This window comes from Rhodocyclus gracilis (assembly GCF_009617575.1).
Taxonomy (GTDB): Bacteria; Pseudomonadota; Gammaproteobacteria; order Burkholderiales; family Rhodocyclaceae; genus Rhodocyclus; species Rhodocyclus gracilis.
This window is the reverse complement of sequence record NZ_WIXJ01000008.1, coordinates 61,691-86,452: the sequence shown is the minus strand read 5'-3', so window position 1 is coordinate 86,452 and position 24,762 is coordinate 61,691. Positions and strand designations below refer to the sequence as shown.

At 65.7% G+C, this 24,762-nt stretch carries 21 protein-coding genes and 1 tRNA gene; 5 read left to right on the top strand and 17 right to left on the bottom strand.

Annotated elements, in window-relative coordinates; all coding sequences use genetic code 11:
• Positions 1-304: 304 nt before the first annotated feature.
• The 9 genes from GHK24_RS11150 to GHK24_RS11110 all read right to left on the bottom strand — a co-directional run bounded on the left by GHK24_RS11150 (position 305) and on the right by GHK24_RS11110 (position 8,977).
• Positions 305-2,032 carry a site-specific integrase gene (locus GHK24_RS11150; protein WP_194286418.1) on the bottom strand — a complete coding sequence of 576 codons (1,728 nt, stop codon included), beginning with the start codon at positions 2,030-2,032 and terminating at the stop codon, positions 305-307.
• A gap of 115 nt (positions 2,033-2,147) precedes the next feature.
• Positions 2,148-2,223, bottom strand: a tRNA-Ala gene (locus tag GHK24_RS11145).
• Between the two features lie 116 nt (positions 2,224-2,339).
• On the bottom strand, positions 2,340-3,374 hold the full coding sequence (locus GHK24_RS11140) for an L-threonylcarbamoyladenylate synthase (protein ID WP_153472956.1): 1,035 nt from the start codon (positions 3,372-3,374) through the stop codon (positions 2,340-2,342).
• Positions 3,375-3,380: 6 nt separating this feature from the next.
• A complete protein-coding gene (locus tag GHK24_RS11135; protein WP_153472955.1) occupies positions 3,381-4,553 on the bottom strand; it encodes a 5-(carboxyamino)imidazole ribonucleotide synthase in 1,173 nt (390 codons plus the stop codon).
• 14 nt (positions 4,554-4,567) lie between these two features.
• On the bottom strand, positions 4,568-4,909 hold the full coding sequence (locus tag GHK24_RS11130) for an SMR family transporter (protein ID WP_153472954.1): 342 nt from the start codon (positions 4,907-4,909) through the stop codon (positions 4,568-4,570).
• Entirely contained in the window at positions 4,909-5,412 is a 504-nt protein-coding gene (gene purE, locus GHK24_RS11125; protein ID WP_167682384.1) for a 5-(carboxyamino)imidazole ribonucleotide mutase, read from the bottom strand. The genes GHK24_RS11130 and purE overlap by 1 nt, the downstream gene beginning before the upstream one ends.
• Complete coding sequence (folD, locus tag GHK24_RS11120) at positions 5,409-6,296, bottom strand: bifunctional methylenetetrahydrofolate dehydrogenase/methenyltetrahydrofolate cyclohydrolase FolD (RefSeq protein WP_153472953.1); 888 nt, start codon at positions 6,294-6,296, stop codon at positions 5,409-5,411. The genes purE and folD overlap by 4 nt, the downstream gene beginning before the upstream one ends.
• A gap of 97 nt (positions 6,297-6,393) precedes the next feature.
• On the bottom strand, positions 6,394-7,035 hold the full coding sequence (locus GHK24_RS11115) for an indolepyruvate oxidoreductase subunit beta (RefSeq protein WP_153472952.1): 642 nt from the start codon (positions 7,033-7,035) through the stop codon (positions 6,394-6,396).
• Positions 7,036-7,102: 67 nt separating this feature from the next.
• Complete coding sequence (locus tag GHK24_RS11110) at positions 7,103-8,977, bottom strand: thiamine pyrophosphate-dependent enzyme (RefSeq protein WP_153472951.1); 1,875 nt, start codon at positions 8,975-8,977, stop codon at positions 7,103-7,105.
• Positions 8,978-9,281: 304 nt separating this feature from the next.
• Between GHK24_RS11110 and aceE the strand changes: the two genes are divergently transcribed.
• From aceE to GHK24_RS11095, 3 genes are read left to right on the top strand one after another with little or no spacing between them, the layout of a single operon-like run.
• Complete coding sequence (gene aceE / locus GHK24_RS11105) at positions 9,282-11,999, top strand: pyruvate dehydrogenase (acetyl-transferring), homodimeric type (protein WP_153472950.1); 2,718 nt, start codon at positions 9,282-9,284, stop codon at positions 11,997-11,999.
• 10 nt (positions 12,000-12,009) lie between these two features.
• On the top strand, positions 12,010-13,368 hold the full coding sequence (locus tag GHK24_RS11100; protein WP_228384670.1) for a 2-oxo acid dehydrogenase subunit E2: 1,359 nt from the start codon (positions 12,010-12,012) through the stop codon (positions 13,366-13,368).
• 28 nt (positions 13,369-13,396) lie between these two features.
• Positions 13,397-14,983, top strand: coding sequence for a dihydrolipoyl dehydrogenase family protein (locus GHK24_RS11095; protein ID WP_228384669.1), 1,587 nt, complete (start codon positions 13,397-13,399; stop codon positions 14,981-14,983).
• 11 nt (positions 14,984-14,994) lie between these two features.
• On the opposite strand, the gene GHK24_RS11090 is transcribed toward GHK24_RS11095, so the two are convergent.
• The 4 genes from GHK24_RS11090 to GHK24_RS11075 all read right to left on the bottom strand — a co-directional run bounded on the left by GHK24_RS11090 (position 14,995) and on the right by GHK24_RS11075 (position 18,841).
• Positions 14,995-16,269, bottom strand: a complete 1,275-nt coding sequence (locus tag GHK24_RS11090) for a glycosyltransferase family 4 protein (protein ID WP_153472948.1) — start codon at positions 16,267-16,269, stop codon at positions 14,995-14,997.
• Positions 16,270-16,371: 102 nt separating this feature from the next.
• Positions 16,372-16,743, bottom strand: coding sequence for a diacylglycerol kinase (locus GHK24_RS11085; RefSeq protein ID WP_153472947.1), 372 nt, complete (start codon positions 16,741-16,743; stop codon positions 16,372-16,374).
• Positions 16,740-17,966, bottom strand: coding sequence for a glycosyltransferase (locus GHK24_RS11080; RefSeq protein WP_153472946.1), 1,227 nt, complete (start codon positions 17,964-17,966; stop codon positions 16,740-16,742). The genes GHK24_RS11085 and GHK24_RS11080 overlap by 4 nt, the downstream gene beginning before the upstream one ends.
• Entirely contained in the window at positions 17,954-18,841 is an 888-nt protein-coding gene (locus GHK24_RS11075; protein ID WP_153472945.1) for a UDP-2,3-diacylglucosamine diphosphatase, read from the bottom strand. Before GHK24_RS11075 ends, GHK24_RS11080 begins: the two co-directional genes overlap by 13 nt.
• A gap of 130 nt (positions 18,842-18,971) precedes the next feature.
• Between GHK24_RS11075 and rpiA the strand changes: the two genes are divergently transcribed.
• Together rpiA and phoU are read left to right on the top strand one after the other, a co-directional pair.
• A complete protein-coding gene (rpiA, locus tag GHK24_RS11070) occupies positions 18,972-19,634 on the top strand; it encodes a ribose-5-phosphate isomerase RpiA (RefSeq protein ID WP_153472944.1) in 663 nt (220 codons plus the stop codon).
• 85 nt (positions 19,635-19,719) lie between these two features.
• On the top strand, positions 19,720-20,421 hold the full coding sequence (gene phoU / locus GHK24_RS11065; protein ID WP_153472943.1) for a phosphate signaling complex protein PhoU: 702 nt from the start codon (positions 19,720-19,722) through the stop codon (positions 20,419-20,421).
• Between the two features lie 270 nt (positions 20,422-20,691).
• On the opposite strand, the gene GHK24_RS11060 is transcribed toward phoU, so the two are convergent.
• From GHK24_RS11060 to GHK24_RS11045, 4 genes are all read right to left on the bottom strand, one after another.
• Positions 20,692-20,964 (bottom strand): oxidative damage protection protein, encoded by a 273-nt coding sequence (locus GHK24_RS11060; protein ID WP_153472942.1) that lies wholly within the window; start codon positions 20,962-20,964, stop codon positions 20,692-20,694.
• 62 nt (positions 20,965-21,026) lie between these two features.
• Positions 21,027-22,346 carry an amino-acid N-acetyltransferase gene (gene argA / locus GHK24_RS11055; RefSeq protein ID WP_153472941.1) on the bottom strand — a complete coding sequence of 440 codons (1,320 nt, stop codon included), beginning with the start codon at positions 22,344-22,346 and terminating at the stop codon, positions 21,027-21,029.
• Positions 22,347-22,353: 7 nt separating this feature from the next.
• On the bottom strand, positions 22,354-23,856 hold the full coding sequence (gene pap / locus GHK24_RS11050; protein ID WP_153472940.1) for a polyphosphate:AMP phosphotransferase: 1,503 nt from the start codon (positions 23,854-23,856) through the stop codon (positions 22,354-22,356).
• The gene (locus tag GHK24_RS11045; protein WP_153472939.1) at positions 23,849-24,637 is read right to left on the bottom strand and encodes a 16S rRNA (uracil(1498)-N(3))-methyltransferase; all 789 of its coding nucleotides are present in this window, start codon (positions 24,635-24,637) and stop codon (positions 23,849-23,851) included. Before GHK24_RS11045 ends, pap begins: the two co-directional genes overlap by 8 nt.
• Positions 24,638-24,762: the final 125 nt, after the last annotated feature.

Here is a 24,762-nt window from a genome sequence, read left to right as displayed (position 1 = left end):
GAACAAGCCCTCACCGGAGGGCTTCCAAGAGCCGGAAATTTCCAGCTTAGACCGGTACTAAATCCGGTGCAGCCTCAGATTCGGACTCTACTAAATTCCCGTTGGCACTGTTTACGGGGGGCACCTCAGTTCACCAACAAAGCAAAGATGACAAAGCCCTAGACCGTGCTTGTACAGCGAACTCGAACCTCTGCCTCTGGAGGTTTCGTAACCGGCTTCGGCGAATGTCTGCGAATTATCGGTTGTTGTTTAATGACAAGAAGGAGGTCAAGCAGACTAAACGCATGGCAACGTGTGCTACGAATCACTGGCCAACGGGCGCGACCTTCCGCAGCATCGGCGGTTCGATGTCGAAATGGATCATCTCAAGAATCGCGGCCTTCTCAGCGAGGGGCAGTTCACGCTTCTTGTAGCCCTTCGATGTCCTGCTTTCGCCGTTGCCGGTCGTCTCATGCCCTGTGATGTGCTCGATGGGCCAAGGCAAAGCGCGAATCGTCTGCGCGGCGGTCATCAGCGTCGAGCGGAAGCAGTGGAAGCCCAAGACGCACCCCCCCAGAGTCTCGTCGCGCAAGCCAATTTCAGCCAGCCATTCGCTAAACCACTCGCGGGCCTTGCCGCTGGCCTTACCCGCCTTCGGGGACCACTTCGGAAACAGCAGGACATGGCCGGCAGCGCGCATACGTTTGGCGTAATCAACGAAGCCGAGGGCCAAGAGCCGGGGATGAATGGGAACGTGGCGATGAGATGAGGCGTTCTTCACGCTCTTGTCTACGCGCTCGTCCGTCTCGGTGTCTTCGGTGAAGTGGAAGCACCAGATGCCGTCCTGTTCACGAATGTCGCACTGCGGGTTCAACTGGCAAACCTCATTGACGCGGGCGCCGGTATAGAGCCCGATCAACGGCAGCCAGTAACGGTGCTCCTGTGATGGATCAGCGGCAAAGGCGGCGAATTCAGGCCCGTTGAACAGTCGCTGAAGCTCGATGTGGGTTAGCGCCCGCTGCTTTCTTTCCGTCTCGGTGCGTGTGCCGCTGTACTTGATGCCATCCGTCGTGAGCCCCTGCGGAAACGGCGGGGTCTCGTCGTGATACTTGCGCTGACACCACGCGAGGAAGGGACGGAATGCGGCCTTGTACGTCTTCAGGATCGTGTTTCGGTGCATCAGCTTGGGCCATTCTCGGGTTGCCATCTCGCGCACCGTGAGCCCCTGCCGTTGCTCCTTCTTCCAGTGAGGCGGGAGCCTGCAGAGGAAGGTGAAGAAATCGTCAATCTCCCGCTGCTTGATGGCGTGGCCGGGCCGGTCGGTCATGTACTCCAGAAACAGTTCAAGCGTTGGCCGATACTTCTTGAACATCGGGGCGGAGGTGTCCTGCTCGCCGAGGAACTTCGTAATCAAGGCAGACAGAAGCGGGACGCCCGGTGTGGCCGGTGTCTCCTTCGAGAACAGTGCGGCGCTTGGCGGCGCTGGCGTATCAACCCAGCCCCCTGCCCCCCGTGTCAGCGCAGCTTCCATGATTTCCCGCTCGGCCATCCATAGAGCGCGGCAGAGCTTCAGCCACGACGGCGAACCCTCAGCCAGCGGTAGCTTGTGGCGGCGCAGCAGGAGCGCGGCGTAACCGCCCATGAGCGAGTAGTCGGACGATGCGCCAGCGTTGCGCAATTCCTCCAAGCGACGCCGTGCGGACTCTTCAAAATCCGCCTTGAACGTGGAGCCCTCAAACACGCCAAAGCCCTGCTCCGTGATGTCCTCGTGGATGCGCAGGCAGTCGGCCCTGTGCGCCGCAGCGAGTGCTTGGATTTGCTCGGGTGGCAGTTCCTGCAAGTGGCGTGAGCCCGTATCGCGTATGCGCTGGAACTCTTCCTCAAGGTCTGCTTCCCAGCGTCTTATGAGCGCGGCAGCGGCCTTCTTGTGAGGCTCGTCCGTGCTGAAGCGGTGCCACAACTGGCCGGGGTAGTGTGCTTGCAGTCCACGGGGCGTGCGCTTCTTGATGCGCCAGCGGTTGCCGTGTTTTTCCATACCGGAGGGGTAGGCCATCTTTTCGCTCATCCCGGAATGATAACCGGATGTTCCCGGCTTTGTTCCCAGAGACGACTACTTAGAAGCCTTGCTACGCTTGAATTCTAGAGCCAGAGCGGCTGAAGCGTATTAGTGGTGGAGAGGAAGGGGATCGAACCCTCGACCTCCGCATTGCGAACGCGGCGCTCTCCCAGCTGAGCTACCCCCCCAACGAGGGACGAATTATAGCGGGTTCGTCCTACGAGTCAAAGATTGTGGCGATGCTTGGTTTCCGGGCGAGAGGGCCGGGAGCTTCCGGGCGTGCTTCGAGACTGTCGCGGTTTTGTCAGGAGCGCCCAGCGCCACAGGCGGCGCGGCGCAGGCGGTCGGCGATGGCGACCCACTCCGCTGATTCCGGCACGGCTTCGGCGAGTATCAGTTCGGCGTTTTGCGCGTCGAGTTGGTGCAGGGCGTCGTATAGTGCGCGCGCGACGCCTTCGGCATCGGCAGGTAGCCAAAAGGTGCTGGCGCTCGTTGCATCAGACCCCTTCGCGTCGCACGGCAGACGCCGCAAGGCGAGTACGCGGGAATGCGTGCCTTGTGCCTCGGTCAGTGCGGCGTCGAGGTTCTCGCGGGCCACAAGCCGCATTGGCGTGCGTGGCGCGTAGTGGGCGTCGAGAGAACCTGAGACGCGAGGTGTGCTGGCAGTTGCATTGGCGTGCGTGCTCGGCAGGAAGGGAAGTTCGACGTCAATACCGGTGGCCGAGGCAATCATGGCGGGCGTAACGCGTCCCGGCCGCAAAAGACGGGGAGGGGCCTCGCTGCCGCGCGACAGGTCGATGATGGTCGACTCGATGCCCACCGGGCATGGACCGCCGTCGAGGATCAGCGAAACGGCGTCACCCAGATCGGTACGGACGTGTTCCGCAGTCGTTGGGCTGAGGCGGCCGAAACGGTTGGCGGAGGGTGCGGCCAACCCGCCGCGCGGGCCAACGCCGTGCTCGCTGGCAGCGAACGCGCGCAATACTTCGAGTGCCAGCGGGTGGGCGGGAATGCGGATGCCGACGGTGTCCTGTCCGCCGGTAACGGCATCCGGCACGCCAGGGGCGCGTTGCAGGATGAGTGTCAGTGGGCCGGGCCAGAAGGCTTCGGCAAGCTCCCAGGCCAGCGGCGGGATGTTGACCGCCCATCGCTCCAGCCAGTCGGCGCCGGGGAGGTGGACGATCAGCGGGTGATCCGCCGGCCGCCCTTTGGCGCGGAAAATGCGCGACACCGCCACTGGATCGGCGGCATCGGCGGCAAGGCCATAGACGGTCTCGGTCGGGAGGGCGACGAGTTGCCCGGCGCGGAGCAGGGCAACGGCGGTGTCGATATTGCTCATGGCCGTTCAGCCAATACCGATCGCGGCGCGGGCAGAGAGAGCGGCATGCAGGGCGCCCTCTGCGTCTTCGAGGGGCGCCAGCGCGGTGAAGTGGCCCATCTTGCGGCCGCGCCGCGCCTGATGCTTGCCATAGAGGTGCAGCTTCAGCGCTGGAACGGCAAACAGTCGCGCCCAGTCGGGTTCCTGCGCCGAAGCGGCGTCGTGAGCGAACCAGAGATCCCCCAGTACGTTCACCATCGCGGCAGCGGAGTGCACCGCGCCGGATTCCAGCGGCAGGCCACAGAGGGCGCGCACCTGTTGCTCATACTGGCTCGCGACGCAGGCATCGAGCGTGTAGTGGCCGCTGTTGTGCGGGCGTGGGGCCATTTCGTTGACTCGCAGCCGGCCGTCGACGACGAAGAACTCCACGGCCATGACGCCGACGTAGGCGAGCTTCTCGGCGATCTGTCCGGCGAGCGCAACGGCTTCCTCGGCCAGCGCCGGCGCAACGCGGGCGGGGACCAGCGAAACATCGAGAATTCCGGCACGGTGGCGGTTTTCGGCGACCGGAAAGGCGCGCACCGTCCCCGCCTGATCGCGTGCGAGAACGACCGAGACTTCGCAGTCGAGCGTCAGGCGCTTTTCCAGCACACAGGCTTCGCCGCTGCATTGGCGGAAGGCCGCGAGCGCTTCGCCACGGTCGGCGACCGTGCTCTGTCCCTTGCCGTCGTAGCCAAAGCGCGCCACCTTGAGAATGGCAGGGAAGAGCGTATCAGGCACGTCCGCGAGGTCCATCTCGTTGCGGATGACGGCGAACTCGCCATGTGGTAGGCCATGTTCGGCGAGAAAGCTCTTTTCGAGAATGCGGTTCTGGCAGACGCCGACGGCCGATGCCGACGGGCGAACCGGAACGAAGCGCGCCAGGTGATCAAGCGTCGCCGCAGGAACGTTTTCAAACTCGGTCGTCACGGCTGCGCAGCCTTCGGCTATGACGGCAAGGGCGGCGGCGTCGTTGTAATCGGCACAGAGGTGGCGGTCGGCAATGCGGCCGGCGGGGCTGTGCGGGTCGGGGTCGAGCACCCAGACGCGGTAACCCATTTCGTGCGCGGCGGCGACGAAGAAGCGCCCGAGCTGGCCTCCGCCGAGCATGCCGAGCGTGGCTGGGGGCAACAGGGGAGGCGTGAGCGAATCGTTGTTCATGAAGGCGGGCAGCCTCAGTGAGGCGCGGCGGAGGAAAAAAGGTTGATGACGACGACGCCAGCAATGATCAGCGCCATGCCGGCCATCGCCGGCAGGTCGAGACGTTGGCCATAAAGCGCGACGCCCACGAGTGACACCAGGGCAATGCCGACGCCCGACCAGATCGCGTAACTGATGCCGACCGGGATTGTTTCGAGTGTGCGCGACAAGCAATAAAACGCGACGCCGTAGCCGAGCAGTACCAGAAGCGACGGCCATGGCCGGGTGAAACCTTCGGTGGCCTTGAGCGCCGACGTGCCGATCACCTCGGCGACGATGGCGATGCCGAGCAGCACGTACGGCGAGGGGCCGGACATCACACCGTCGGAAGCTTCATCGCCAGAACCTTGTCGCTCTGCGCCTGGCGAAAGGTGGCGAGGCGCGTCGCCAGCGCCGGATCGCTCACCGCCAGTTGGGCGACGGCGAAGAGTGCCGCATTGGCGGCGCCTGCCTCGCCAATGGCGAAGGTGGCGACCGGGATGCCTTTCGGCATCTGCACGATCGAGTAAAGCGAATCGAGGCCCGACAAGGCCTTCGACTGTACGGGCACGCCGAGTACCGGCACCGTCGTTTTCGCGGCGAGCATGCCCGGCAGGTGGGCTGCGCCGCCGGCGCCGGCGATGATGGCGGCGAGTCCGCGGCCTTGGGCTTCTTCGGCGTACGAGAAGAGCAGATCGGGCGTGCGGTGCGCAGAAACCACGCGGGCTTCGAAGGGCACGCCGAATTCCTTGAGGATCACGGCCGCCGCCTGCATGGTCGGCCAGTCGGAGTCGGAGCCCATGACGATGCCGACGCGCGGCTGAACGGCGCCCTCGCTCACGATGCGGCTCCCGTGCGTGCGGCCGCGACGCGCTCGGCGGCGAGCAGCGTATTGGCGAGGAGCATGGCGATGGTCATCGGGCCGACGCCGCCGGGCACCGGCGTGATCGCCGAGGCGACTTCCCTGGCACTGGCGAAATCGACGTCGCCGCAGAGCTTGCCGGCATCCGGCTGGTCCTCGGGTACGCGATTGATACCGACATCGATGACGACGGCGCCCGGTTTGATCATGTCGCCGGTAACGAAGCGCGGGCGACCAACGGCAGCGACGAGGATATCGGCGCGGCGCGTGTGAAAAGCCAGGTCGCGCGTCTGCGAGTGGCAGACCGTGACCGTCGCGCCAGCGGCGAGCAGCAAGAGCGCCATCGGCTTGCCGACGATGTTCGAGCGGCCGATGACGACAGCCTCCTGGCCCTTCAGCGAGACGTCGCCCTTTTCCAGCAGCTTCATGACGCCGTGCGGCGTACAGGGAATGAAGCGCGGCTTGCCTTGCGTTAGCGCGCCGATGTTTTCGGCGTGAAAGCCGTCAACGTCCTTCTCGGGAGCGATGGCTTCCAGCACGGCATCGGCGTCGATGTGTTTCGGCAGCGGTAGTTGCACGAGGATGCCGTGGATGGCCGGGTCGGCGTTCAGCGCAGCGATGCGTTCGAGCAGATCGGCTGCCGTCGTTTCGACGGGCAGGACGATTTTTTCCGAGTGGAAACCCGCTTGCGCGCAGGCGTTGACCTTGTTGCGCACGTAAACCTGCGAGGCCGGGTCTTCGCCGACCAGCACTACTGCAAGGCCAGGGCGCGTGCCTTGCGCTGCCAGTGCTTCCGCGCGCAGCTTGAAGCCGGCACGCAGTTCCTGCGCGAGCGCCGCTCCGTCGAGAATTTTTGCCGTCATGTCGGGCCACCGCCGAAAAAAGAGTGAGCAGAAAAAGCAAAACCCTCCCACGCCAGAGGCAGGGAGGGAACTGAATTCTAGCGAATTTTAACGCAAATCAGGCGGGTACTGCCGCCTCGCGTGCGCTGTCGGTGTTGTGTGCGGCAGCCTGTTCGGCCGCGGCGCGGCCGGCGGCGAAGGCTTGCCGGTTGAGTTCGAGCAAGGCCGGCTTGCGCGCGGCAAAACGCTTGAGCACCGCTGCTTCGAGAACATCAGCCGAAAACGGCAGATACGCAGAAATGGCGCCCAGCATCACGGTGTTGCCCAAGCGGATTTCGCCCAGTTTGACGGCGATCGACGTGGCGTCGAAGGCGACGACGCGCGTACCGGCGGCGCGTACGGCGGCAATCGGGTCGGCGGGGTAGTCGTAGAGGCCAAGATCGACGACCGGCGGCGTCAGTCGCCCAACGTTCATCAGCGCCTGTCCGCTGGGGCGCAGCATGTGCCGCCAGCGCATGCCCTCGGCCGGCTCGAAGGCGAGCAGGAGGTCGGCGGTGCCGGGCGTGATCTGCGGCGACAGCACGCGCTGCCCGAAGCGCAGGTGTGAGGAGACGACGCCGCCCCGTTGCGCCATGCCGGCGACTTCGGTTTTCTTGACGTCGTGGCCGAGCGCGATGGCGGCTTCGGCGAGAATTTCGGTGGCCGTCATGACGCCCTGGCCGCCGATGCCGACAACGAGGATGTTGGTGGTTTCAGACATGGCTTGAGTCTTCCGCTGCAAATGGCGGCGCACGGTGGGCGCCGCGAAAAAGGAAAAGGCGTGCCCCTCAGTGAGGCTGCAGTACGTGCACCTTGCCCGCGACGCTCGCCGGCACGATGGCCTTCGGCGCGCAGGGCTGCAGACACAGGCCGCAGCCCGTACAGGCGGCTGTCTCGATGCGCACGAAGGAGCGCGCGACTTCCTTGCCGTTCGGCTTCAGTACGGTATCGCGGCGCGTGACGTGGATCGCCGGACAGCCGATATCGACACAGTTGCCACAGCCGGTGCAGGTGTCTTCCTCAACCATGAACGGCGATTTTCGCTGGTAGTCCTGCACGAGCACGCAAGGCTGGTTGGTGATGATCACCGACGGTTCGGGAATCTTCGTTTCTTCGCGCAGGCGCTTGAAGAGCGTCGGCAATTCGTAAGGATTGACGACATGCACGCGCTCTTCTCGTACGCCGAGGGCTTTGACGAGTTGCTCGAAATCGACCCGTGGCGCTTCTTCGCCGTGAATGCCACGGCCGTTGCCCGGATTGTTCTGGCCGCCGGTCATGCCGACGGCGCGATTGTCGAGCAGCAGCACGGTGACGTTGCCGCGGTTGTAGACGATGTCGAGCAGGCCCTGCATGCCCATGTGCATGAAGGTCGAATCGCCGATGACGGCGACGATGCGCCGGTCGGCGTCGGCCTCGCCGCGACCCTTGTCGAGGCCGAGCGCCATGCCCATCGAGGCGCCCATCGAGATGCAGGCGTCGAGCGCGTTCCACGGATGGCCGGCGCCGAGCGTGTAACAGCCGATGTCGCCCGAAACGGTGATGTTCTTCACCTGCGAGAGCGTGTAATACACGCCGAGGTGCGGACAGGCGACGCACATGGTGGGCGGCCGCGGGAACACCGGCAATGGTGCGGCGACGCTGCTTTCCGGCGCCGGCTCGCCGAGCAGGCGGGCGATTGCCGGCTTCAGCACGTTCGGCGCCAGTTCGCCGATGCGCGGCAGGATGTCTTTGCCGATGACAGCGATGCCGGCGGCCTTCAGCTCGGTTTCGAGCAGCGGCTCGACTTCTTCGGCGACGACGACGCGGTCGACGCTGGCGGCGAATTCGCGCAGGCGTTCAATCGGGGCCGGGTAGCTGAAGCCGAGCTTGAACATCGGCGAATCCGGGAAGCTCTCGCGCACATGCATGCAGGCCGGGCCGCTGGCGATGAAGCCGAGGCGGCGGTCGCCGCCGTCTTCAACGTAATTCAGCGACGACTCCGCCGCCGCGATGGCGAGTTGCTGTTCGCGCTCGAACATCAGCGGCAGGCGCCGCGCGGCGTGTCCCGGCACCATCACCCAGCGCGACGACTCCTTGGCAAAGCCGGCGGCCGGACGGGTATGGCGCTCACCGACGGTGACTAGCGCCTTGACGTGACAGACGCGCGTCGTCAGCCGCAACAGGACGGGCGTCTGGAAGCGTTCGGAGAGTTCGAAGGCGGCGAGCGCGAAGTCGTAGGCTTCCTGCGAGTCCGCCGGTTCGAACACGGGAATGTGGGCAAAGCGTCCCCAGGTCCGGGAGTCCTGCTCGTTTTGCGAGGACGACAGGCCGACGTCGTCGGCCACGGCGATCACGAGGCCTCCGACGACACCGGTCAGGGTGAGTGTCATCAGGGCGTCGGCGGCGACGTTCATGCCGACGTGCTTCATCGCGCAGAACGAGCGCGAGCCCGCCATCGCCGCGCCGAAGGCGACCTCGAGCGAGACCTTCTCGTTCACCGACCACTCGGTGTAGAGGTCCGGGTAGGTCGACAGCACTTCGAGCATCTCGGTCGCCGGTGTGCCGGGGTAGGCGGCGGCAACGCGAACGCCCGCCTCCCACACCGCGCGCGCAACGGCATCGTTGCCGGACATGAACAGACGGCTGTGCGCCGGGGCGGGGTTCAGGGATGCAGCGGGTGCCATGCGTGTCCTCGGAAAATCAACGAATGGGGGGGGGCGCCGGTATGTCAGGCGCAAGCGGTGGAACTTAGCGTGTCGGCCATTGCTCCATGTTGACGCAGATCAACTGCCGCCCGCTGGCACTGGCCTTGAGGCAAAGATACGGCGTCGGCAGCGGAGCAACACTCCGTACGGTTGCGCATTGCAAAAAACTTTTCTACATTACGAAACTGATGCGCGGCGTGGCTACCCGCCTCTCGCTGCATCAACCTTCGCCCTGCCGCCCACCCGACGACAGCGCGAAGGGCTCAACACCAGGAGACAAGCCATGGCGACCGCCCCCGATACCCCTTCGGCGAGCCAGCCCGGCGACACCGACACGCAAGAAACGCGGGAGTGGCTCGACGCCCTCGCCAGCGTGATCGGCCAGGAAGGCCCCGAACGCGCGCACTTCCTCATTGAGCGCCTCATCGATTCGGCACGTGAAGCCGGTATTGATATCCCTTACAGCGCCACTACGGCGTATCTGAACACCATCCCGGTCAGCCAGCAGCCGCACTATCCGGGCGATGCCGACCTCGAACTGCGCATCCACGCCTACATCCGCTGGAACGCGATGGCGATGGTGGTGCGGGCCAACAAGCACAGCAACGTCGGCGGTCACATCGCTTCCTTCGCTTCGGCGGCGGCGCTCTACGACGTGGGTTTTTCGCACTTTTGGCATGTGCCCTCGGCCGACCACGGTGGCGATCTGATCTTCTTTCAGGGGCATTCGGTGCCGGGGGTGTACGCCCGCGCATTCCTGCTCGGGCGCCTCACCGAAGAGCAACTCGATCACTTCCGGCGTGAGGTCGACGGCAAGGGCATTTCCTCGTATCCGCACCCCTGGCTGATGCCGGATTTCTGGCAATTCCCGACCGTCTCGATGGGCCTTGGCCCCTTGCAGGCGATCTATCAGGCGCGCTTCATGAAATACCTGCAGGCGCGCGGCTTCGCCAACAATGGCGAAGGGCGCACGGCACGCAAGGTCTGGGCGTTCCTCGGCGACGGCGAGACTGACGAGGTCGAAACCCTGGGCGCCATCGGCATGGCGGCACGCGAGAAGCTCGACAATCTCATCTTCGTCATCAACTGCAACCTGCAGCGCCTCGACGGCCCGGTGCGCGGCAACGGCAGCATCATCCAGGAGCTCGAAGCCGAGTTTCGCGGCGCCGGCTGGAATGTCATCAAGCTGATCTGGGGAACGCGCTGGGATGGGCTGCTGGCCCGCGATACGCAGGGCTTGCTCAAGAAGCGCATGCTCGAACTGGTCGACGGCGACTATCAGACCTTCAAGGCAAAGAACGGCGCTTTCGTCCGCGAACACTTCTTCAATACGCCCGAACTGCGCGCGCTGGTCGCCGACTGGACCGACGACGATATCTGGCAGCTGAACCGCGGCGGCCACGATCTCTTCAAGATCTTCGCTACCTACGATGCCGCTGTGAACCATCGCGGCCGGCCGACGGTGATTCTCGCCAAGACGATCAAGGGTTACGGCATGGGGCAGGCCGGCGAGGCGATGAACATCAGCCACCAGCAGAAGAAGATGGACGCCGAGGCGATTCGCCGCTTCCGCGACCGCTTCGAGCTGCCGGTCGCCGATAACGAGATCGAAGAGCTGCCGTATCTGCGCTTCGCCGAAGGATCGCGCGAACTGGCGTATCTGCGCGAACGCCGTCAGGCGCTTGGCGGCTATCTGCCGCAACGGCGGCGGACGGCGGCGGCGCTCGCCATTCCGCCGCTGTCGGTGTTCGACAGCCTGCTCAAGGCGAGCGGCGAAGGGCGCGAAATCTCGACGACGATGGCCGTCGTGCGCATCTTCAACGTCCTCCTGAAAGACCGGCAGATCGGCCGCCGCGTCGTTCCCATCGTGCCTGACGAATCGCGCACCTTCGGCATGGAAGGCATGTTCCGGCAGGTCGGCATCTGGAATCAGGAAGGCCAGAAATACGTCCCCGAGGACCACGACCAGCTGATGTTCTACAAGGAGTCGAAGGACGGTCAGGTGCTGCAGGAGGGCATCAACGAGGCGGGCGCCATGGCCGACTGGATCGCCGCCGCCACCGCCTACTCGGTGCATGGCGAGGCGATGATTCCGTTCTACATCTGCTATTCGATGTTCGGCCCGCAGCGCACGCTCGACCTGTGCTGGGCGGCCGGCGATCAGCGCGCGCGCGGCTTCCTGATCGGCGGCACCGCCGGGCGGACGACGCTCAATGGCGAAGGCTTGCAGCATCAGGACGGGCATTCGCCACTGCTCGCCGGGCTGATCCCCAACTGTCTGGCCTGGGACCCGACCTTCGCCTACGAAGTCGCCGTCATCATTCACGACGGCTTGCAGCGCATGTTCGTCGAGCAGCAGGACGTTTTCTACTACCTGACGGCGATGAACGAGAACTACCCGCACCCGGAGATGCCCGCCGGAGAATCGGTCGATACGCCGGCCGACATCATTCGTGGCATGTATCTCTTCCGCAAGGGGCTCGCCAGCGACGGCAAGAAAGCGGCGCCGCGCGTGCAGCTGCTAGGCTCGGGGACGATTTTCCGCGAAGTGATCGCCGCCGCGACGCTGCTCAAGGACGACTGGGGCGTCGATGCCGATCTGTGGAGCTGTCCGGGCTTTGCCCAACTGGCGCGTGACGGCAACGAGACGCAACGCTGGAACCTCCTGCATCCGCTGGAAAAACCGCGCCGCTCGCATGTCGAACACTGTCTGGACGACACGCGCGGGCCGGTGATCGCGGCGAGCGACCACGTGCGCCAGTTCGCCGAGCAGATCCGTCCGTTCGTCCGTCGTCGCTACGTCACGCTCGGCACCGACGGCTTTGGCCGCTCCGACACGCGTGAGCGCCTGCGCTATTTCTTCGAAGTCGACCGGCACTGGATCACCGTCGCCGCCCTGAAGGCGCTGGCCGACGAAGGCAGCCTCGCGCCCGCCGTCGTCGCCGAGGCCATCGCCCGCTACGGCATCGCCAGCGACAAACCCAACCCGCTGTCCGTGTGAGGAGCCGGCGATGAGCGAACTGATTGAAGTCACCGTCCCCGATATCGGTGACTACCAGGATGTGCCGGTGATCGACGTTTACGTCGCCGTCGGCGATACGGTGGCGCTGGACGCCTCGCTGGCGACGCTGGAGTCCGACAAGGCAACCATGGATGTGCCAGCGCCCGCCGCCGGCATCGTCCGCGAATTTCTGCTGAAGGTCGGCGACCGCGTATCGCAGGGTGCGCGCATCGCCATGATCGAAATCGTGGCGGGCGAGGCAGTGGCGACGCCTGCTGCGACGGCAGCCAATGTCGCCGCCGATGGCGGCAGTGGGCTTGCCTCCGACCCCGTGCCGCCGCCGCCCGTTGTTTCGGCGCCCGCCGTACAGGCGCCGGCGGAGCCGAGTGTTCTGGCTGCTGCGCTGCCAGCGTCGGCCTCGGCACCTGCTGCTGCGCCAGTAAGCGCCGCAGTCTTTGCAGCGCATGCCAGTCCGTCGGTACGCAAGCTGGCGCGCGAGTTGGGCGTCGATCTGGCGCGCGTGAGCGCCAGCGGACCCAAGGGGCGGATTCTCGCCGAGGACGTCATGGCCTGGACCAAAGCGGCGCTGACGCGTGTTGCTGACGCACCGCCGCCACCCGCAACGACGGGCAGCGGGCTGACGCTGGCGCCGTGGCCGCAGGTGGATTTTGCCAAGTACGGGCCGATCGAGGCCGTGCCGTTGTCGCGCATCAAGAAACTTTCCGGCGCCAATCTGGCGCGTAACTGGGTGATGATTCCGGCCGTCACCTACCATGACGATGCCGACATCACGGCGCTCGAAGACTTCCGCCAGGAGATCAACCGTGAACAGGCGAAGGCCGGCGTCAAGCTGACCTTGCTCGCTTTCCTCATCAAGGCCTGCGTCGCCGTCTTGCAGCGCCAGCCGGAACTGAATAGTTCGCTCGACGGCGACACGCTGGTCTACAAGCGCTATTTCCACATCGGCTTCGCCGCCGATACGCCGCATGGGCTGGTGGTGCCGGTGATTCGCGATGCCGGCCAGAAGAGCCTCGTCGAGCTGGCGCGCGAAGCCGCGACGCTGGCCGAGCGGGCCCGCGCCGGCAAGCTCGCGCCCGCCGAAATGTCGGGCGCGAGCTTTACCATTTCGAGTCTCGGCGGCATTGGTGGCACGGCGTTCTCGCCGATCGTGAATGCGCCGGAGGTGGCCATTCTGGGCGTCAACAAAGCGGCAATGAAGCCGGTCTGGAACGGCGAGGCCTTCGTGCCGCGTTTGAGGCTGCCGCTTTCCCTGTCGGCCGATCACCGTGTTGTGGATGGCGCGCAGGCGACGCGTTTCCTCGTCGATCTGGCGAATCTTCTCGGTGATATGCGCCGGGTGTTGCTGTGATTGTGCGGTACGTGTGGCGGAGAGCCGAATGAGTCAGAACCCCGAAACTTCCCGTCCGGCCAGCGAGCCGGCGGACAGCGACTGCGACGTGCTGGTGCTGGGCGGCGGCCCCGGTGGCTATTCCGCCGCCTTTCGCAGCGCCGACCTTGGTCGTCGCGTCATTCTCGTCGAGCAGTACGCCACACTCGGCGGCGTCTGCCTCAACGTCGGCTGCATTCCCTCGAAGGCCCTGCTGCACGTCACCGGCGCCATGGAAGAAGCGCGCGCCTTGGCGGCCGCCGGCGTCACCTTTGCCGCGCCGCAGGTCGACCTTGATCGCCTGCGTGCGCACAAGGACGGCGTCGTGCGTACGCTGACGAGCGGTCTCGCCGGCATGGCCAAAGGCCGCAAGGTGACGGTCGTGCAGGGCTTCGGTCGTTTCGTCGATGCGCAGCAGATCGAGGTGGCCTTGCCCGATGGCGGCAGTCGCCGCATCCGCTTCGCGCAGGCCATCGTCGCCGCAGGCTCGCGGCCGGTGCGTCTACCCTTCCTGCCGGAATCGCCACGTATCGTCACGTCGACCGGGGCGCTGGCCTTGCCGGCGATTCCCCGGCGCCTGCTGGTGATCGGCGGCGGCATCATCGGCCTCGAAATGGCGACCGTTTATTCGGCGCTCGGCTCGCGCATCACCGTCGCCGAACTCGGGCCGACCCTGATGCCGGGAGCCGACCGCGACCTCGTGAAAGTCTGGCAGAAGAAGAACGCCTGGCGTTTCGACCGACTCCTGCTCGATACCGGCGTCGTCGCGGCGCGCGTCTTGCCGGAGAGCAGCGCGGGCGAATGGGGTGAAAAAAGAGCTGAAACGGGCGCCAGCGGCGAACTGGGCAAAACCGGAAAAATGGGCAACTCCGCCGAAACGGGCAAAACCGGCGAATTCGCGGAGTCCGCTGAGTTTGCTGACTCCGCAGACATCGAGGTGACGTTCAGCAACGGCGAGACGGAGGTGTTCGACGGGGTGCTGGTGGCGGTCGGCCGGGCTCCCAACGGCGGCCTGATCGGCGCCGAGCAGGCCGGCATCGCTGTCGACGCGCGTGGCTTCATTCCGGTCGATGCGACGATGCGTACCAACGTGCCGCACATCTTTGCCGTTGGCGATATCGTCGGGCAGCCGATGCTGGCGCACAAGGCGGTGCACGAGGCGCACGTCGCGGCGGTTGTTGCGGCGGGCGGCAAGGACGCTTTCGACCCCTTGCAGATTCCCTCGGTCGCCTACACCGACCCCGAGCTGGCCTGGACCGGCAAGAGCGAGAGCCAGTGTCGCGACGAAGGCATCGCCTACGGCAAGAGCGTTTTCCCCTGGGCGGCGTCCGGGCGGGCGCTCGCCAACGGCCGCGACGAGGGCTTCACCAAGCTGATTTTCGACGAGCAGACCCACCGCGTCATCGGCGGCGGCATCGTTGGCCCGCACGCGGGCGACCTGATCGGCGAAATCAGTCTGGCGATCGAACTGGGGGCCGACGCCAGCGATATCGGTCGCACCATCCACCCGCACCCGACGCTGGGCGAAACCATCGGCCTCGCTGCCGAGGTCTTTGAGGGCACTTGCACCGACCTGCCGGCGGCGCGTAAACGCTGATGTTTGCCGGTCTAGACGCCGGCCGGCGCGCCCGCTTCGGCGGCGGGGAGTGCGTCGTCTTCGCACTGGTGGATGGCTTCGCGCATGACGGCGACGAAGCGGCAGGCGATGCCGTCCCAGTCGCGTTCGAGCACGCTCTGCCGGGCGCGAACGGCGAGACGGCGGCGGATCGCTTCTTCCCGGGTCAGTTGCACGGCGGCGCGAATGAACGCGGCCTCGTCGCCGACCGCGACGGTGCGGCCATTCTCGCCGTCGACGATCATCTCTGCGGCGGCCGCGCTGCGGAAAGCGAGGACGGCCAGCCCGCTGGCCAGCGCCTCCTGCGTGACGTTGCCGAAAGTCTCGGTGAGGCTGGGGAAGAGGAAGATGTCCGCCGACGCGTAGTGCGTCGCAAGGTCTTCGCCAAGGCGCTGCCCGGCGAAGATGATCGCCGGATCGGCTTCGCTGCCCTGCGGGCCGAAGCGCCGTTGCAAACGCGCGCGCAGCGGGCCGTCGCCAACGAGGATCAGGCGCGCTGTTGGGCGACGCTGGCGGATCGCGGCAAAGGCCCGCAGGACGAGATCGAGGTTCTTCTCGGCCGCCAGCCGGCCGACGTAGCTGACGGCGAGTCCTTCGCCCGCGGCGGTATCGACGCCCCAGGCCGCGCGCAGCTCGGCGCTGCGTCGGGCGGGGTCGAACAAGTGGCAGTCAACGCCACGCCCGACCACGCGTACGCCGGATAGCCCCGCACCGGCGAGGCTCTCGGCGAGCGTTGCCGTGGGTACCAGCGTCAGTCGCGTGCGGCGGTGAAATCGGCGCAGATAGCCGGCGACCAGCGGCTGCAACCAGCCGACGCCGTAATGCCGGCTGTAGCGATCGAAATTGGTGTGAAAGCCGGACGTCACCGGAATGCCGAGCGTACGCGCCGCGGTCACTGCCGAGCTGCCGAGCGGCCCTTCCGTGACGACATGCACGATGTCCGGCCGCTCCGCCCGCCAGGCCGCGAGGAGGCGCGTCCGCGCCGGCAGGCCGAAGCGCAGGCCGGCATAGCCCGGTAGGGGCAGCCCCGGCAGCAGGATATCGCCGGCGGCGACGGCATTGGGCGAGCCACCGGCGTCCGCCGTGCCGTCGACCGTCGGCTGGCGCGGTCGCACGATCCGCACACGGTGGCCGAGCGTGCGCAAGCCGTCGACCAGACGACCGATGGTCATTGCCACACCATTGACCTCGGGCGGGTAGGTCTCGCTGACGATCACGATGTCGAGCGGCGGCAAGGGGGATTCGCGGCAATCAGTGAGCGGGGACATGGCAGCGCTCCGGCGAAGCGTCGTGCGACGCGTTGGGCGAGAACTCGTGAAAATGAATGCTAACGCGCACGGGCGGTACGGGTGGCACCGCTGGCAGCGCGTTCAGAGCAGCAGCACACAGGCCCAGACCAGCGCGACATTGAGCAGGGCGATGAAAACGGCCGCGCTGCCGATGTCCTTGGCGCGCTTGGCGAGAAGGTGGTCTTCCAGAGAAACGCGGTCGACCGTCGCTTCGACAGCCGAATTGAGCAGTTCAACGATGAGCACCAGCAGCACGCTACCGATCATCAGGCCATGCCCAACGCCGCTGGCGGGCAGCCAGAGGGCCAGCGGAATCAGCACGAGCGCGAGAAACACCTCCTGACGGAAGGCGTCTTCGCAAGCGAAGGCGGCGCGCAGACCGGCCAGCGAATAGCCGAGCGCGTTGAAGATGCGCCGCAGGCCAGTCTTGCCCTTGTAGGGGCTTTCGTTCATGAGCGACTCCGGTGATTGCGCTGATCGCGGTGCTCGGCAACGACGTGACGGTAAAGCCCGGCCAGGCGCCCGGCCAGCGCAACATCCGACCATTCGCTGGCGAAGGTGCGGCCTTCGCTGCCCAGACGCTGGCGTAGCGGCGCATCGCGCAGCAAATGCGCCAGCTCAAGGGCGAAGGCGGCGGGATTGTCGTCGGGAACGAGCGCCCCGCGTCGGGCGCCGAGGATGTCGACGGTGCCCATCACGGCCAGGGCGACGACGGGCAGGCCGGCCGCCATCGCCTCGAGCAGCACCAGCCCCTGTGTTTCGGTACGCGAGGCGAACACGAAGGCGTCGGCGGCGGCGTAGCAGGCGGGTAGCTCATGCTGGCGGTCGAGGTAGCCGAGAAACTGCACGTTGCCGTCGAGTCCGCGTGCGCTGGCTGCTTCGCGCAATCCGGCGAGCGCCGGTCCTTCGCCAGCGATGAGGAGCAGTAGATCGGGCGTCGATTCGCGTACGAGAGCGGCGGCGTCGAGCAGGAACTCGAGGTTCTTTTCAAAGGCGACACGGCCGACGTACAGCGCGACCGGCCGTTCAGCGTCGATGCCGTGTTGCGCACGAAAGGCGCTGCGCGCGGCAGAACGTTCGCCGGGCGACGCCGCCAGGGGCGCGAATTGCGCCAGCGGGATGCCGGTCGGCAGTACATGCAGCGGCGTCTTCACGCCGTAACTGCTGAGCCGCTGGTGGATGGCGTGTGACGGCACGACGACCGCGTCGAGCGCGTTGCATTGCGTGCGCGAAAAGCGTCGCGCGAGTCCGCGCAGCCAGTCTTGCGGCACGAACGGCGCGTAATGCTCGAGGTATTCCTCGAACAGCGTGTGATAGGTGGCGATGACGGGCAGGCGGGCGCGTCGCGCCGCGCCATGCGCGGCATAGTGGGCGAGGAAGGGGGTCTGGATGTGGATGAGGTCGCAGCCGACGGCGGCGGCGTCGACCGCCCGGCGCAGGGCGCGCCAGGCCAGCAGGCGATCTTCCGGGTCGCGCGGCACGACCCGCGAGGGCACGCGCTGTACCCAGTCGCCGTTGTGGTCGGCGTTGCCCGGTGTGTCGGCAGAGCCGTAATCGGGGGCTACCAGTTGCACGTCGATGTCTTCGGCGCGCAGGGCTTCGCGACAGGTCTGAATGGCGGTGGAGACGCCGTTGATACGCGGGAAATAGACGTCGGAGACCATCAGGACGCGCATTCTACCCCCTCGTGTCCGAGCGCGTCGCCCGGGGTGCCGGGCGTTGTGGCTTCGGCAGCGGTGAGTGTTTCGGGGAGTGTTGGCGGGATTGGCGCGCTAAGGGGCGGCGTCGAGAGTGCCGGGCGGGTGACGACCTGCGTTGCGGCGCCCCAGCTGACGAGTTCCAGACGGCCATCGTCGTGTTCGACGATCGCCGTGCAGCTGTCGACCCAGTCGCCACAGTTCACGTAGGTCAGCCCGCCGACTTCACGGATCGCCGCGCTGTGGATGTGGCCGCAAATGATGCCGTCGAGGCCGCGCTGTCGGGCGCTGTGGATCGCTGCGTCCTCGAAGTCGAAGATGAATTGCAGTGCGCTCTTGACGCGGCGTTTGGCGTAGCCGGCGAGCGACCAGTAGCCGGCCATGCCGAGCCGGCGCCGTACGTGCGAGAGGACGCCGTTGATGCGTACCAGCGTGTTGTAGGCGACATCGCCGAGCACCGCCACCCAGCGGTGATGGCGCGTGATCTGGTCGAATTCGTCGCCGTGCAGGACCAGGAAGCGGCGCCCGTCGGCCGTCTGGTGTACGTATTCGGTGAGCACGGTGATGTCGCCGAAGGCGACGCCGCCGTATTCGCGCAAGGCTTCGTCGTGATTGCCGGGGATGAGGACGACGCGCTCGCCGCGTCGCGCGCGGCGGAGGATTTTCTGGACGAAAGTGTTTTGCGCCGAGGTCCAGTGAATGCCGCGACTCATCGCCCAGAAATCGACGATGTCGCCGACCAGAAAAACGCTCTCGGCGGTGTATTCGCGTAAAAAGTCGAGCAATCGGTCTGCTTGGCAGGCCCGTGTTCCGAGGTGGATGTCGGAGAGGAAAATCGATCGAACGCGTGGCATGGCAATGATCCTGCGGTGGCCACGTTACAGGCGCATTAAGCCGTGCGGCGGCATTGGCCATGCCCCCCGCCGGTGACAGCCGCTAGAATGTCGTAATTATTACCTTCGTCAATTTAGTGAGCGTGCTGCCATGACCCAGAATGAACTCAAGCAAGCTGTCGCGCGTGCCGCGCTGGATTATGTCGTTGCTGACCGGCTTGTCGGCGTCGGCACCGGCTCGACGGCGAATTTTTTCATCGATGCCCTCGCCGGGATGAAGGATCGCATCCGTGGCGCCGTGGCGAGTTCGGAAGCGACGCGCCAGCGTCTCGAAGGTCATGGCATTCGCGTATTTGACCTGAACGAAGTCGACGACCTGCCCGTCTATGTGGACGGCGCCGATGAGATCAACGTCGAGATGCACATGACCAAGGGCGGTGGCGGAGCGCTGACGCGCGAGAAAATCGTCGCCGCCGTGGCCCAGAAGTTCGTCTGCATCGTCGACGAGAGCAAGCTGGTGCCGGTACTCGGACGTTTTCCGCTGCCCGTTGAAGTGATTCCGCTGGCGCGTGCCCATGTCGCCCGGCAGTTGGCGCAGCTGGGCGGCACGCCGCAATGGCGCGAGGGTTTTGTCACCGATAACGGCAACCTGATCCTCGACGTGCATGGCTTGTCCATCGTCGATCCGGTGGCGCTGGAGACGCAGATCAACCAGATCGCCGGGGTCGTCGCCAACGGCCTGTTTGCCCGTCGCCCGGCCGACGTCTGTTTGCTTGGCCGCAGCACCGGCGTCAGCACGCTGATCGCCGCCTGAAAAACTGCTGTCATCTTCGGCCGTCACACTGCCCTGTTTGGCGCGCAGCGAGACGCCGAATCCACCCTCTTGCGGAGCCTGACGCATGAACGAACATACCTCGAAGAACTTTGATCTTGAACTGGAAAACCTGCGCACACGCGTTCTGCAGATGGGCGGGCTGGTCGAGCAGCAAGTGCGGCACGCCATGGAAGGCTTGCACGAGGGCGATACGACCCTGCTCGAATCGGTGATCCGCGAGGACCATCGTGTGAACGAAATGGAAAACGAGCTGGATCTGGCCTGTAATCAGGTCATCGCCAAGCGCCAGCCGACCGCCATCGATCTGCGCATGATCATCACCGTGTTGAAGAGCATCTCCGACCTCGAACGCATCGGCGACAAGGCGCGCAAGATTGCCCGCCTCGGCGTCACGTTGCAGGAGCAACACGCGGCGACGGCGCCGAGTATCGAACTGAACCACATCTGCGATCTGGCCCTGTCGATGCTGCGCACGGCGCTCGATGCCTTCGCCCGCCTCGATGTGCACGCGGCCGCCGAAACCATGCACCTCGATGAGACGGTCAACAGCGAATACCAGGCGGTCATCCGCCAGCTGATCACCTACATGATGGAAGACCCGCGCACCATTTCGAGCGCGCTCGACATCATGGCCATTGCCAAGGCCATCGAGCGCATCGGCGACCACGCCAAGAACATTTCCGAATACGTGGTCTACATGGTCAAAGGCTTCAGCGTGCGTCACGTCTCGCCGAAGGAAGTCGACGAGAAGCTCGCCGCGAGTTGAGCAGTTGAACTGCTGCGTCAGCTGACGCAGCGTGCCCGGCCGGGGTTTCCGTCTGCGGCGGTCGCTCCGTGCGCTACGGCCGCGCGGTGCGGTCAGGTGGCGAATCTGCTGCCCGCCGTCATGTGACCGGCCAATAAAAAACCTCCCGTTAGCGCAGCGGGAGGTTTTTTGCTTTCAAGCGCTGCCGGCCAGAGGGCTTGGCCGACGAAACCGGTGGGGCCCCCGGCGGGGCGGCCACTCAGCATCCGCACCGGGGTGGATCGGTCCGGATCAGTTGGCCGGCGGCTGATAGCCTTGCACGCGGTCGGCGCCTTCGCCGAAGAAGTGCTTTTCGACCTGCTCGGCGAGGTACTTGCGGTGCGCCGGGTCCGACAGTTGCAGACGGTTTTCGTTGATGATCATCGTCTGCATGCGAATCCATTGCTGCCAGGCTTCATTCGAGACGTTCTCGTAAATGCGCCGGCCGAGTTCGCCAGGGTAGGGGGGCAGCGCCAGACCTTCCGCCTCGTGGCCGAGCTTGATGCAGTTCACCATTCGTGTCATCGCCTGTACTCCGTACTCCGGTTGAAGAGGTGCCGATTATAACGCGGCCCTCCGGGGCGCCGTCAGAGCGGCTTGATGAAGACCTTGGAGCGGCGTTGCAGGTTGTAGACCAGCCGTTTTTCGGAAGGCAGGGCGGCGACGGTTGCTTCGACGAAACCGCGTTCCTTGAACCAGTGCGAGGTCACCGTCGTCAGCACGAACAGTTGCTGCACGCCGAGGCCGCGCGCGCGCGTCTCGATGCGCTTCATCAGCTGTTCGCCGTAGCCCCAGCGACGGTAGCGAGGGTGCACGGCGAGGCAGGCGAGTTCGCCTTGCGCTTCGCCGTACGGGTAGATGGCGGCGCAGCCGACGATCATGCCGTCGTGCTCGATGACGGAGAAGTGGCCGATTTCGCGTTCGAGCAGTTCGCGCGAGCGGCGGACCAGCGTGCCGTCTTCTTCGAGCGGCTCGATCAGCGCGACGAGACCGCCGATGTCGTCCGGGCGGGCGTCGCGCAGGCGTTCGAGCGATTCGCGGCTGATGATGGTGCCGACGCCGTCGCGCGAAAACAGCTCGCGCAGGAGCGTGCCGTCTTCGTTGTAATCGATGAGATGCACACGACCGACGCCCGCGCGCGAGGCGCGCACGGCGCAGGGCAGATAGCGCTTGAGGTCGGTCGACAGCCAGTCGCCCTGGCGGATGAGGCGCTCTGCCGCATCCGCCGTCAGTTCGTCGAGCAGGGAGCCGTCGACATCGGTGGCGCCGCAGCTGTCGGTGAGGAACAAGAGCTTGTCGGCGCCGACCGAGATCGCCGCCGATTCGGCGACCTCCTCCATCGCCAGATTGAAAATCTCGCCGGTCGGGCTGGCGCCGATGCACGACAGCAGCACGATGTTGCCGATGCCAAGCTGGGCGCGGATGCCGTCGGCGTCGATCTTGCGCACGTTGCCGGCGTACTGCATGTCGACGCCGTCGAGCACGCCAACCGGCTTGGCGGTGATGAAGTTGCCGCCGACGACGCGAATCGTGCTGTTGGCCATCGGCGTGTCGGGGAGTCCCTGCGAGAGCAGCGCCTCGATTTCCAGCGATACGCTGCCGACGGCGTCGATGACACAGTCGAGTGCGGCCGCGTCGGTGACGCGGTAGCGGCCGTGGTAGAGCGAGGGCAGCCCTTTTTCCTGCAACTCCTCTTCGATCTGCGGGCGGGCGCCATGCACCAGCACCAGACGGATGCCGAGCGCCGCCAGCAGATTGACGTCGTACGCCAGCGTGCGCGCCAGCGGCCCGGAAATCGCCTTGCCACCGAAGGCGATGACGAAGGTCTTGCCCCGGAAAAGATTGACGTAGGGCGCAACCGAGCGGAACCAGGCGACGAAATTGGCGGAGCTCAACTCTTCGGACATGTCGTGATCAATCCTTGTCTTTGTTTTTGCGGGGACGCAGGGCGTTTTCCAGACGCTCGCAGACGGTGCGCAGCACCTTCACGCGAGCGTAATTCTTGTCTTCGGCTTCAACGATGGTCCACGGCGCCTGGCCCGTGCTGGTGCGGTCGATCATGTCGCAGACCGCGGCATGATAAGCGGGACGCTGCTCGCGGTTGCGCCAATCTTCGGCGGTGATCTTGAAACGCTTGAAATCGATCTTCTCGCGCTCGCGGAAGCGCCGCAGTTGTTCTTCGTCGCTGATCTGTAGCCAGAATTTGATGAGGATCGCGCCGGATTCCTGCAATTCGTGCTCGAAGTCGTTGATTTCGGCATAGGCGCGCAGCCAGTCGGCCTCGCTGCAAAAGCCTTCGACGCGTTCGACGAGGACGCGGCCATACCAGCTGCGGTCGAAGATTGCGGCGCGGCCGGTGCGCGGCAGGTGCCGCCAGAAGCGCCAGAGATACGGCTGCGCGCGTTCCTCCTCGGTCGGCGCGGCGACCGGGATGATCTGATACTGGCGCGCATCCATCGCAGCGGCAATGCGGCGAATCGCACCGCCCTTGCCGGCGGCGTCGGAGCCTTCGAAGGCGATGATCAGCGAGCGCTGCGCGAACGCCGTCGAGCGCAGCAGTTCCGACAGTCGACCTTGCCACTGCGCCAGCTCGGTTTCGTACGTCTTGCGATCCAGCGTGTGTGACAGATCGAGCGCGGTCAGGACGTCGCACACATCGTGTTTCAGCCCGAGCGGTGGCGCCACCGGATAGCCGGGGTCGCGCGTGCCGGCGAGGTGTTTCTGTAGCGCGTCGAGAACGACACGGCCGACGGTCAGCGAGCGGTAACGGTCGTCGGTGCCCTCGACGACGATCCACGGCGCCCAGGGCGTGTTGGTCATGCGCAGGACGTGGCCGGCCGCATCCTGCAACTGGTCGTAAGTCTTCAGCCGCGTCCAGCTTTCCTTGGTCACCCGCCAGGCGGTGCGCGGGTCTTTTTCCATCGTCTTCAGGCGGGTGCGCTGTCCCTCTTTGGAGAGGTGGAACCAGAATTTCAGGATCAGCGCGCCTTCGTTGGCGAGCATCGCCTCGAAGCGGTTGATCTGGTCCATGCGCCGGTCGAGGTCGCCCTGATCGAGGTGACCGGCGATGCGGTCGCGGATCGGGTCGGAGTACCACGAGCCGGCAAATACACCGATCCGCCCTTTCGGCGGCAGGGCGCGCCAGTAGCGCCACATGTACGGACGCTCCGCCTCTTCGTCGCTCGGCGCCGAGAAGGCGAGCGTCGTCAGGTAGCGCGGATCCATCCACTCGTAGAGAACGTTGATCGTTTCGCCCTTGCCGGCGCCGTCGACGCCGCTGATCAGGATGATGACCGGGAATTGGCTTTTCTCGCGTAACTCGAATTGCGCGTCGAGCAAGGCGGCGCGCAGGGCGGGAACGGCGTCGCGAAACGTCGCCTTATCGACGCGATGGCCGAGTTCGGCCGATTCAAACATGGCCGGTGGCCAGTTTGGGCGACGGGGCTGGCGTGCTGTACATGAAATCTCCCCAGAGGCATTGCATCGCCGCGAGGGCGGCCAGACCGGCGGTTTCGGTGCGCAGGACGCGCGGCCCCAGGCGAACGCCGACAAAGCCGGCCAGCGTCGCCGCGCGCATTTCTTCGGGGGCTAGCCCGCCTTCGGCACCAATCAGCAGTTCGATACGCTCGCCTACCTGCGGCGCCGGCAGGCTGGCCAGCGTGTGCGCTGCGCCCGGCGCCAGCATCAGGCGGCGAACGCCTGCGGCGGCCGGCTGTGCCAGCCAGCGTTCGAGTCCGTGGAGTTCATCGACTGCCGGCAGGCGGTTGCGGCCGCATTGCTCGCAGGCCGAGGCGACAACGCCCCGCCAATGTTCGACGCGGCGGGCCGCGCGCTCGCCGTCGAGACGCACGACGCTGCGCCGGGAGAGCACGGGCTGGATGCGGGCGACACCGAGTTCCACCGCCTTTTGCACCGTCAGGTCCATTTTGTCGCCGGACTGGAGCGCCTGCACGAGGGTGATGGCAAGCGGCGATTCGCGTTCGTCGGCAAGGTGCGCGCCGACCTCGACGCGCACGTGTGCCCGGTCGATGCTGACGATGCGGGCAGCGTATTCGCCGCCGGCGCCGTCGAACAGGCAAAGCGAGTCGCCGACACGCAGACGCAAGGCCCGCACGGCGTGGCGCGCGGCATCGTCCGGCAAGGCAAGGTTCTCGCCGCTGGCGAGGGCTTCCGGGCAGTAAAAGCGGGGAGAATTCATCGTGCTATTATCAGGCAACATCCCCTCGGATCATAGGCTGCGCCAGCGTTAGCGAACGTAAATGCGTGTGTCGGATGCGTGCCTGCTTCGCTTGCGGCCTTCATTCCCTCTCGTGGAGCTTTTCT